The following is an 8,248-nucleotide window of genomic DNA, read 5'->3' as shown; positions in this document are numbered from 1 at the left end:
CCTCCGTGCGGTGCAGTCCTAGACAGCTCCACCACACCGGAGGTCTTCGCCATGATCAAGCCCGGCAAGCGTCAACAACGCTCGTGATCAATACAGCTAGGGCAGAAGAGCCTGCTCGGTTCGCCGCCCTGGCTCTTCCGGGGAGAGAATGAGACTCCCGGGCCGGGTGAGGTGGTGGCGATGCCCGTATGGCATCTGCGCGACTATCACGAGGACGATCTTGACCAGGCCATCCAGATCTGGGACCAGAGCCGTCAGGCCGACGAGGACCGGGTGTTTCCGGTCTCCGAGGTGATGGCCGCGGCCAAGGCCGGCCAGACGGCGGTGGTCGCGGTGGCCGGCGACGAACTGGTGGGCATGGCCGTGGCCCAGGCCTACGGCAGGCGGGGGTGGATCCTGCTGGTGGCGCTCGCCTCCCGCTGGCGAGAACGCGGAATCGGCAGCGCCCTCCTCGTCGAGCTGGAACGGCGCCTGCGGGCCCTGGGCGTGCGCCACATCAGCGCCCTGCTGCCCGCCCACGCCGCCGGGACCAAGGCTCTGGAGAATTCCGGCTACCGGTCCCGCGACGGCCTGACCTACTACGAGAAACTCGAACCGCCTGGGGCCGCCAACGCCGACGTCCTCGCGGCTCTGGGCGGCCGCATGCTGCCCGAGAAACTGTGGGAGGCCATGGCCGGCATGGAGCAGGAGAAACAGGTCGTCGAACGCCGTGTCGTGCTCCCGCTGACCGAACCCGCGCTGGCCGACCGTTATGGTGTCGTCCCTCCCAAGGCGATCATCCTGTTCGGGCCGCCCGGCACCGGGAAGACCAGCTTTGCCAAAGCGATCGCCTCCCGGCTCGGCTGGCCGTTCGTGGAGCTCTTCCCGTCCCGGCTCGCGGCCGACACCAGCGAGGGACTGGCCGCGGCGCTGCGGGAGGCCTTCGCGGATCTGGCGGAACTCGACTCAGTGCTGCTCTTCATCGACGAGGTCGAGGAGATCGCCGGCGTGCGGTCCGGGAAAGCAGTCGATCCCGGGCACGGGGTGACCAATGAGCTGCTCAAACTGATCCCTGTCTTCCGCGAGCACGACGCGCGGCTGCTGGCCTGTGCCACCAACTCCGTCCGCTCGCTCGACCCGGCTTTTCTGAGGCCGGGCCGGTTCGACTACGTCATCCCCATCGGCCCACCGGACCCGACCGCCCGCGCGGCGATCTGGGCCCGCTATCTCAGAGCCGCCGGCGACTCGGTGGACCTCACGCAACTGGTCGAAGCCAGTGAGCTGTTCACCCCCGCCGACATAGAATTCGCCGCCCGGAAGGGAGCGCAGGCAGCCTTCGAGCGCGAGGTCACACGTCGAAACGGTCAACCGGCCACCACCGACGACTACATGACCGCCATCGCCGACACCCGGCCAACGCTGACCGCACAGGCAATCACGGAATTCACCGAAGACATCGAAAAGTACAGTCGGCTCTGAAACACGATGTCCCTGTCTTTTCCCGCCGTTCTTCCGCCAGTGGCTTCGATCACGACCAGCGCGCGGGTCAGCGCTCCACAACGGGGCGGCGGCCGGGGCTACCTCAGCGTCGTCGAACAGGGCGGCTTCGTGTCGTGGTCGCCGGTCAGGGCGCGGTGCAGAGCGCCTTGGCGAAGAGGGCGCGTTCGGCAAAGTCTGTTTTCGTGGCCCGCACGGTCCAGCCCGTCGCCGTCGGGCTGGATTCGTTGAAGAGGACCGCAGGGCTGCCGGATGCGCCGCGCCGCCTGTCGGTAGCTGACCGGCGGGGCATTCCGCGTGGCCCGTCCCCACGGCTCTGGCCGCCAGCTCCAAAGTACCGCTGGACCCGTAGGTGGGCTGTGTGTCGGAGCAGCTGACGAGCGCCCGTACGAACGAGAGCGGGGTGTCCGGGTCGTACACCGTGTACTTCGCCCGCGCCTGCCAGTGTCTGACCATCGGCGCGGTGGGGACGTCCAACATGCTCAGGAACGTCATGCTGCCGGCCTGGCCTCCGCCGCCCACCGTGAACTGGGAACCGCAGGTCGCGGTGCTGTACTCGGTGCTCTCCCCTTGCTGAACGGTCACGTCCGGTCCGGCCTGGTGGGTGACGATGTGTCCGTCGTGCAGATCACCCGTGGATGGAGCGTCTGCACCTCGTTGGTGCTGTTGTAGGCCCGCACCTGCCAGCCGTTCCCCACCGGGGCCGATTCGCTGAGGTAGACGGCGCTGACCGGGTCGGTCTCCACCGTCGCGCCTCCCCTGTGGGTGTCGTTCCTTGCAGACAGTACGCTGCTGCTGTCCCTTCCCGACCGGGATACAGATTGGTGGGTACCCGGCTGCTGCGTGACAGTGCGCGCGGTGACCGACGGTGCGTCATCCGCCCAGGCATACGGCATGGCGACACTCACAGCCGCGGCGAGCAACGCGCCAGTCGCCAGCGCGGTGGTCCGAAAGCACCTCATCCGACCTCCTCGTGGTTCACAGTCGGAAGACGACCTGCCCCGCCACGCGACACCTTCTAATGCCGACCGCCCCAATGCCACCAGACATTCGCCCCCACGGACAAACACCGCTCCGGCCCGAGACGGCCATCACGATCACCACATCACCCACCACGCACCACGCACCACGCAATGCCCAGCGCTGCTGCACCGGGCCCTAGACGATCGATGCCAAGGGCTCGCTGACGTGCACGACATGAGGCGAGGGCGTCCAGCGACCGGTGTGACGCCTGATCTGGACTCCCTCGCCACCGCACTGACGTGGCGCCTCGTCCCCGTCGTCGCCGCCCACGGCGGGTTGATGATCCTCTGCACAGGGACCCTGGTCCTGCGTCTTTCGTATGAGGCGGACGAGATCTTAGCCCGATGTCCGTTTGATGGAGACAGCCCTACCTTGATGCGCATGGAGATCCCTGAACACCACAAGAATGCCGTCATCCCGCACGTGATGGTCGACGGAGCTGCCGAGGCGATCAAGTTCTACATCGCCGCGTTCGGAGCGTCCGAGTACTTCCGGTTCGAAGGTGACAATGGACGCATCGTGCACGCTGAGATCGGCATTCATGGCTCTACTCTGATGCTCGGTGACGCCGATGCCCCGTTCTCGCCTCCTGATGTGGTCGGTGCGTCCGTTGCTCTGCATGTCTACGTGCCAGACGTGGACAGCCTGAGCGCCCAGGCCGCGACAGCCGGTGCCGAACTGCTCTCGCCTCCGGCCGACATGTCCTACGGTGCTCGGCAGGCGATGCTCCGTGACCCCTTCGGTCACGTTTGGATCTTCCTTACCCCCATCGCCACCTGATCTGGCAGAGCAGTTCCGCGCCGTGACGGCCGAGTGCTGCATAGCCGAGTTCGTCGGTGCAGGGCAGGCCGACGCGGCTGCAGCGGGCGATGGTCTTGTTGAGCTGCTTCTCGTCGGCGGCGAGCAGACCTGAGAAACTGGCGCCAGGGTCAGGGTACTCAGCGGTGGCCAGCTGCGGACTCGGTGGTCCGCCTCCCTGGCTGCGTAAGTCTCAAGCGGCTCTGGGCCACTTCTTGTGGTGACTCACGGACAGTGATGTCAGTAGTGCGTGGTGGGTGACAGCTGCCAAGAGCATTTCCCGCGTACGGCCAGCGGTTCCCCGCTCACGGTCCCCACCGGCGGCCAGTTGCACTCCCCAGGGAGAGAGGATCGCTCACGCGCCATCACGTCGACGCAGCTTCACGCTCCCCCCTCGGACATCGTCAGGACGGGCACAGCGGGCTTTAGGAGGTTCACCGAGGAAAACAGGCTGCGTCCGGGCGGGTTGGCGGGCAGCATGACGGGATGTCGGATCTGCTGTGGGACCACGTCAGGAACTTCTTCGATCCTGACCTGATGGGTGCTCTGCCGGACGTGTGCGTGCCGGGTGCCTCGGTCGCGGACTGGGAGGCCGTGTTCGACCTGATCCGGTCGAGCGGATGGGCCTGGGAGTACTCGGAGGGCGGCGTGGCCGGGCCGCTGCCGTCTGCCGTGGAGGTGCTGTCGCGTCCCACCGATGCGGACAACGCCGATCTGCGGGTGTGGCCGGTCCCGGATGTGCTTGCGATCTTCCGTCCGCTGTCCGCCGATGAGATTGACTTCGACGTCGACCTGCGCGAACTGCAGGGCCAGGACGGAGTGGACATCCTGTGCGGCTTCCTGGGGGCGATCGGCCGCCGGCTGGGCAAGCTGGTGGTCATGACCGGCGAAGGCGACTACGGGAACCCGGTGCTCGGGTTCGACCCCGCGGCCGACCGTGTGGTGCTGCTGGCCGATCCCCAGCTGATCGCGCTGGCAGGTACCGCCACGGGCGGCGTCGGCTCAGATGAATGACGTGCCTGGCCCCCGGCCCCGTTGGTGAGGGTGGGACCCTGGCCGGTGGCTTGATCGTTCCGTGATTCTTGATCGCTGCCGAGCCTGCTGATTAGCTGGCCGGCATGACTGAGCTCGGACCCGTCGCCTGGCCACCTGCCCCGATCAGGACCGAGAGGCTCGTGCTCCGTGAGCCCGAGGCCCGGGACCGCGCGGCGGTTATCGAGCTGTTGGCCTCGCCAGAGGTGGGTACCTATCTCGGTGGCCCGCAGCCGCGTGACAAGCTGGAACGTGCGATGCCCGGGGCACCCAACCGGCGCCCCGGCCTTTTCATAGTCGATCTCGACGGAGCGATGATCGGTCAGATCACACTCACCAGAGAAACGGGGCACCTTCATCAGGCTGCCGGGAGGGCCGAGCTCGGCTACCTGTTCCTGCCGCAGGCATGGGGATGCGGGTACGCCACCGAGGCGTGCGCAGCGGCACTCGACTGGTTCGCGGGCGCGCTTCCCGGCGAACCAGTGGTGCTCGCCACCCAGACCGCCAACGTCCGCTCGATGCGCCTCGCGGCGAAGCTGGGGTTCACCGAGGTAGAGCGATTCGAGGCCTACGGCGCCGAGCAGTGGTTCGGCGTGTGGTCCTCGGTCACGCCGTCCGGTTGAGTTCTTGCTCGACAACGCGGATCCGCAACTCGACAGCACCATGCGTCGGTGCCCCGCTAGGGCCTGTCGTCAAAGTGATCTTGACTAGTGGATCATGGTCGGGGTGATACGTCGCCATGAGCTGTCCGATACCCAGTGGGATCTGCCGCGGCCCTTACTGCCGACGTCCTCGACGGGCCGTCCGCGGTTGGACGACCGCACGGTCCTGAACGGCATCGTGTGGAAGTTCCGGACCGGTGTGGCCTGGCGGGACGTGCCGGAGCGATACGGGTCGTGGACCACCCTGCACACCCGCTTCCGCCGCTGGGCCAAGGAAGGCACCTTCAAGCAGATGTTGCAGACCGCGCAGGCCAAGGCGGATGCGGCCGACGCCATCGACTGGCTCACCACGGTCGACTCCACCATCGTCCGCGCCCATCAGCATGCCGCCGGAGCTCGAAAAGGGGGCTCCGAAACCGGGCACTCGGCCGCTCGCGCGGCGGGCTGACTAGCAAGCTCCACCTGGCGGTCGACGGACTCGGCCGCCCGCTCGCCGTAGTCCTCACCGGCGGGAACACCAACGACTGCACCCAGTTCACCACCCTGCTCGACACGATCCGGGTACACCGGCTGGGCCCGGGACGTCCCCGGACCCGACCGACGCACGTCATCGGTGATAAGGGCTACAGCTCCAAGGCGATCCGCACCTGGCTACGGCAACGCAACATCGCCCACACCATCCCTGAGCGCGTGGATCAGATCGCCAACCGACTCCGGCGCGGCCGTTCCGGCGGCCGCCCGCCGTCATTCGACAAGCAGCTCTACAAGCGCCGGAACGTCGTCGAACGATGCTTCAACAGGCTCAAGCAGTGGCGCGGCATCGCAACGCGATACGACAAGACGGCAGAGTGCTACCAGGCAGCCGTCACCCTCGCCTCACTCCTCATGTGGGTCTGATTTGTGACGGTCGGTCCCTAGCCGACCAGGCGGCGGCGCCAGTCCAGGGGGGTGACGGTGATGGCCCGGCCGGGGTCATGGTCCCACTCGGCATGGAGACCGACTGCTTTGAGTGCGGCCACGACCTCGCGGCCGATGGCTGCAGTGGTCTCGGACGAGCCATCGAAGCCGCCGTAGAGGAGCATCAGGCCGTGACCGGCTGCGGCTGAGTCCGTGCACTGGGTGTGGAAGTAGACGAAGCCGCGGGCGTCGGGCCGGCCTTCACCACCGATCTCGGACTGGCCACAGCTACGGCAACAGGTGAAGTTCTCGCGGGCCGTGATACCGGCATCCTGCAGGGCGGTGAACGCGCGGGTCAGCCGCTCAGGGTCCGTCTCGCCCTGCCACTTGGCCTGCTCCGCGACCCGCTCCAGCCAGAGCCGGTCGGCCAGCGACTGTGCCTGCTCGCGCGAGACGGGCCGGCGGTCATTGGTGACCAAATACTCCTCAGCGAGCTCGGCCAGTTCGGCGCGAGAGGCGTAGCCGCCAACCAGCACCTCACAGACGCGCTTCTCCAACTCATCGCGCTCGTCTTCGCCGAGGTCGAGCGGCGGCACCTCGCGGGCGGGACCCAAGTCCAGCAGCGACCAGGACAGACCACCGTCCCATCCGGCCTCCTGGCATGCCCAGCCGGTAATCGCCGCAATCACGACCTCGGGCCCGTCGACCATTGCCTGGAACTGCCGGTCAGCGGCACCGTCGCGGTACTCCAGTGTGTAGTCACCACCGGCCTTGTGCCACACCTGGGCGAAGACGTCAGGCAGGTCGGGTATCCGCTGGACCACCAGGAACCGGTCGCCGTCACCACCGATCCGCCGGACCAGCCCTGCCAGCTCCTCGGCGGACACACGGACGTGCCGCTCCCAGTTCTCCGTCTTCACCACGATCTCGAGCATGCGCAGACTCTGACATACCCCTCTGACTGCAGACCTCCCGGGACCCGCGACGCAACTGCTGCTGCGACGGCTCGACCAGCCCTGATACTGGACGGTCGTTGGCCGAGGTTTGACGACAGGCCCTAGCCGAGCTTCCGCAGCACCTCGGAGACGTTGGCCCGGTACGTCTGCAGCGCGTGCAGCCCGGCGGCGTAGCGGTCACGGTGCCGTGTGATGTCCACGGCCTGCTTCTGCGCGCGTACAGCGTGCCACAGCTCGGCCGTATGGTGGCGGAGCTTGCAAGTGACGTCCGCGACGGCGGTGGCCCGCTCCCGCTGCGTATGCCGGGTGTTACCGTCGGCGTCCCGCTGCCAGGCGTCGTCCGTGTACGCCGCGACGGGGTCCGGGTAGCGGGTGAATCCTTGTTCTGCCACACAGCGGGACCACACATCCCAGGCCGCGCGGAGGCGCGGGTCGCGCTTGACCGCCTTGTCGACCTCGATCGCCCTTGTGCTTGCGTAAAGCCAGTCCCGCCTGACGTCGATGCCGCGCATCAGCCGCCGACTCGCCTCGGCGTTGCAGGTCGGCAGGTCCGCATACTCGGCGTAGGTCATCCGGCGGCCCTTCGGCCGGAGAGCCAGAGCCTTTGCCGGGTCCCAGCCGTAGCCCCAGCGGCGGGCAGTGGCGAGATCCAGGGCGCCGTAGTCGGTGCTGACCACGGTGGCGACGACGGGGTCGCTGGGGTAGCGAGGATCGAGAGGGAAGTCCGGGTGGCCACGCTCCGCCATGCACGCACGGATCAGCAACGCCGATGCCCGCTGCGATCGCTGATGGTCCTGCGGCGTGTAGTCGTAGCGGTCCGTCGGCAAGGGGCCGAGGTCCGACGCCGTGCGGATGACCTGCAGGCGTTCCGGACCGGAGGCGCAGATCGCTGCCAGCACCGCCACCCCCGCCACGGCACCCCGCCGCCATCCCCGCCTCGTCATGCGACAGGATGCTAGCGGGCGGCGGCTAGCGGTCCGCCGTGGCCCCCAGCGACCCATCCACGCACGCCGAGACTCCAAATTCACAGCTCTCCAGACCGAAGTACCGCGATCCTGCGGGAAACTCCGCACTCCTTCGCGGGACTCTCACTCTGTCCAAGCCGCGTTTCAGCGGGTCAGCCAATTGGGGCGAACAACGGGCAGGTCTGGGGCGGCCGTCTTGGCCATCGGGCTGGGCCGACGCGCACGTCGGAAGCCACAGCGACAGCAGACTCGTAGACACGCCCGGCGCAGTAGCGCCTTCAGTCGTTCACCGACGTCCGTCCCCCGCCTTCCCCCGCCAGTAGGCGAGGTTTTTGAGGGCGGTGAGGGTGGTCCGGACCGAGCACGCGCAGCAGGTCGGTCAACAGTGCCGTTTATGCCTTGCGGGCAGCGGGGGAATCTCTGCGGGCATGTACCCACA

8 protein-coding genes and 2 pseudogenes are annotated in these 8,248 nt (G+C 67.6%); 6 read left to right on the top strand and 4 right to left on the bottom strand.

The window, feature by feature from the left end:
* The first annotated feature begins 180 nt into the window (after nucleotides 1-180).
* Nucleotides 181-1,458: an ATP-binding protein gene (locus tag ACIF83_RS25225; protein WP_393479971.1), complete on the top strand. Its 1,278-nt coding sequence runs from the start codon at nucleotides 181-183 to the stop codon at nucleotides 1,456-1,458.
* A gap of 379 nt (nucleotides 1,459-1,837) precedes the next feature.
* Nucleotides 1,838-2,053 (top strand): hypothetical protein, encoded by a 216-nt coding sequence (locus ACIF83_RS25220; RefSeq protein ID WP_399730166.1) that lies wholly within the window; start codon nucleotides 1,838-1,840, stop codon nucleotides 2,051-2,053.
* 4 nt (nucleotides 2,054-2,057) lie between these two features.
* On the opposite strand, the gene ACIF83_RS25215 is transcribed toward ACIF83_RS25220, so the two are convergent.
* Nucleotides 2,058-2,222: a hypothetical protein gene (locus tag ACIF83_RS25215; protein WP_399730163.1), complete on the bottom strand. Its 165-nt coding sequence runs from the start codon at nucleotides 2,220-2,222 to the stop codon at nucleotides 2,058-2,060.
* 658 nt (nucleotides 2,223-2,880) lie between these two features.
* Here ACIF83_RS25215 and ACIF83_RS25210 point away from each other — a divergent pair.
* Nucleotides 2,881-3,279, top strand: coding sequence for a VOC family protein (locus ACIF83_RS25210; protein ID WP_399730160.1), 399 nt, complete (start codon nucleotides 2,881-2,883; stop codon nucleotides 3,277-3,279).
* Here the strand turns inward: ACIF83_RS25210 and ACIF83_RS25205 are convergent.
* A pseudogene (locus ACIF83_RS25205) lies at nucleotides 3,278-3,400 on the bottom strand (AAA family ATPase); the annotation flags it as partial. The gene ACIF83_RS25210 and the pseudogene ACIF83_RS25205 overlap by 2 nt on opposite strands.
* Nucleotides 3,401-3,783: 383 nt before the next feature.
* On the opposite strand from ACIF83_RS25205, the gene ACIF83_RS25200 reads away from it, so the two are divergent.
* The 3 genes and pseudogenes from ACIF83_RS25200 to ACIF83_RS25190 all read left to right on the top strand — a co-directional run bounded on the left by ACIF83_RS25200 (nucleotide 3,784) and on the right by ACIF83_RS25190 (nucleotide 5,888).
* The gene (locus tag ACIF83_RS25200; protein WP_399730157.1) at nucleotides 3,784-4,311 is read left to right on the top strand and encodes a hypothetical protein; all 528 of its coding nucleotides are present in this window, start codon (nucleotides 3,784-3,786) and stop codon (nucleotides 4,309-4,311) included.
* A 104-nt stretch (nucleotides 4,312-4,415) separates the two neighbouring features.
* The gene (locus ACIF83_RS25195) at nucleotides 4,416-4,952 is read left to right on the top strand and encodes a GNAT family N-acetyltransferase (RefSeq protein WP_398141853.1); all 537 of its coding nucleotides are present in this window, start codon (nucleotides 4,416-4,418) and stop codon (nucleotides 4,950-4,952) included.
* A gap of 106 nt (nucleotides 4,953-5,058) precedes the next feature.
* Nucleotides 5,059-5,888: pseudogene (locus ACIF83_RS25190) on the top strand (IS5 family transposase).
* A gap of 17 nt (nucleotides 5,889-5,905) precedes the next feature.
* Here the strand turns inward: ACIF83_RS25190 and ACIF83_RS25185 are convergent.
* The gene (locus ACIF83_RS25185; protein ID WP_393479959.1) at nucleotides 5,906-6,823 is read right to left on the bottom strand and encodes a DUF6891 domain-containing protein; all 918 of its coding nucleotides are present in this window, start codon (nucleotides 6,821-6,823) and stop codon (nucleotides 5,906-5,908) included.
* 122 nt (nucleotides 6,824-6,945) lie between these two features.
* Entirely contained in the window at nucleotides 6,946-7,788 is an 843-nt protein-coding gene (locus ACIF83_RS25180) for a hypothetical protein (protein ID WP_398141855.1), read from the bottom strand.
* Nucleotides 7,789-8,248: the final 460 nt, after the last annotated feature.

Source organism: Streptomyces sp. NPDC085866 (genome assembly GCF_044541035.1).
In the GTDB taxonomy this organism is placed as follows: Bacteria; Actinomycetota; Actinomycetes; order Streptomycetales; family Streptomycetaceae; genus Streptomyces.
The sequence above is the reverse complement of the archived record's forward strand: the minus strand, read 5'-3'. Positions and strand labels throughout refer to the sequence as shown.

Bases quoted from the DNA above. Each gene is read 5' to 3' on its own strand.
- ACIF83_RS25185 (WP_393479959.1), bottom strand. From the start codon at position 6,823: ATGCTCGAGATCGTGGTGAAGACGGAGAACTGGGAGCGGCACGTCCGT.
- ACIF83_RS25200 (WP_399730157.1), top strand. From the start codon at position 3,784: ATGTCGGATCTGCTGTGGGACCACGTCAGGAACTTCTTCGATCCTGAC.
- ACIF83_RS25225 (WP_393479971.1), top strand. From the start codon at position 181: ATGCCCGTATGGCATCTGCGCGACTATCACGAGGACGATCTTGACCAG.
- ACIF83_RS25180 (WP_398141855.1), bottom strand. From the start codon at position 7,788: ATGACGAGGCGGGGATGGCGGCGGGGTGCCGTGGCGGGGGTGGCGGTG.
- ACIF83_RS25195 (WP_398141853.1), top strand. From the start codon at position 4,416: ATGACTGAGCTCGGACCCGTCGCCTGGCCACCTGCCCCGATCAGGACC.
- ACIF83_RS25210 (WP_399730160.1), top strand. From the start codon at position 2,881: ATGGAGATCCCTGAACACCACAAGAATGCCGTCATCCCGCACGTGATG.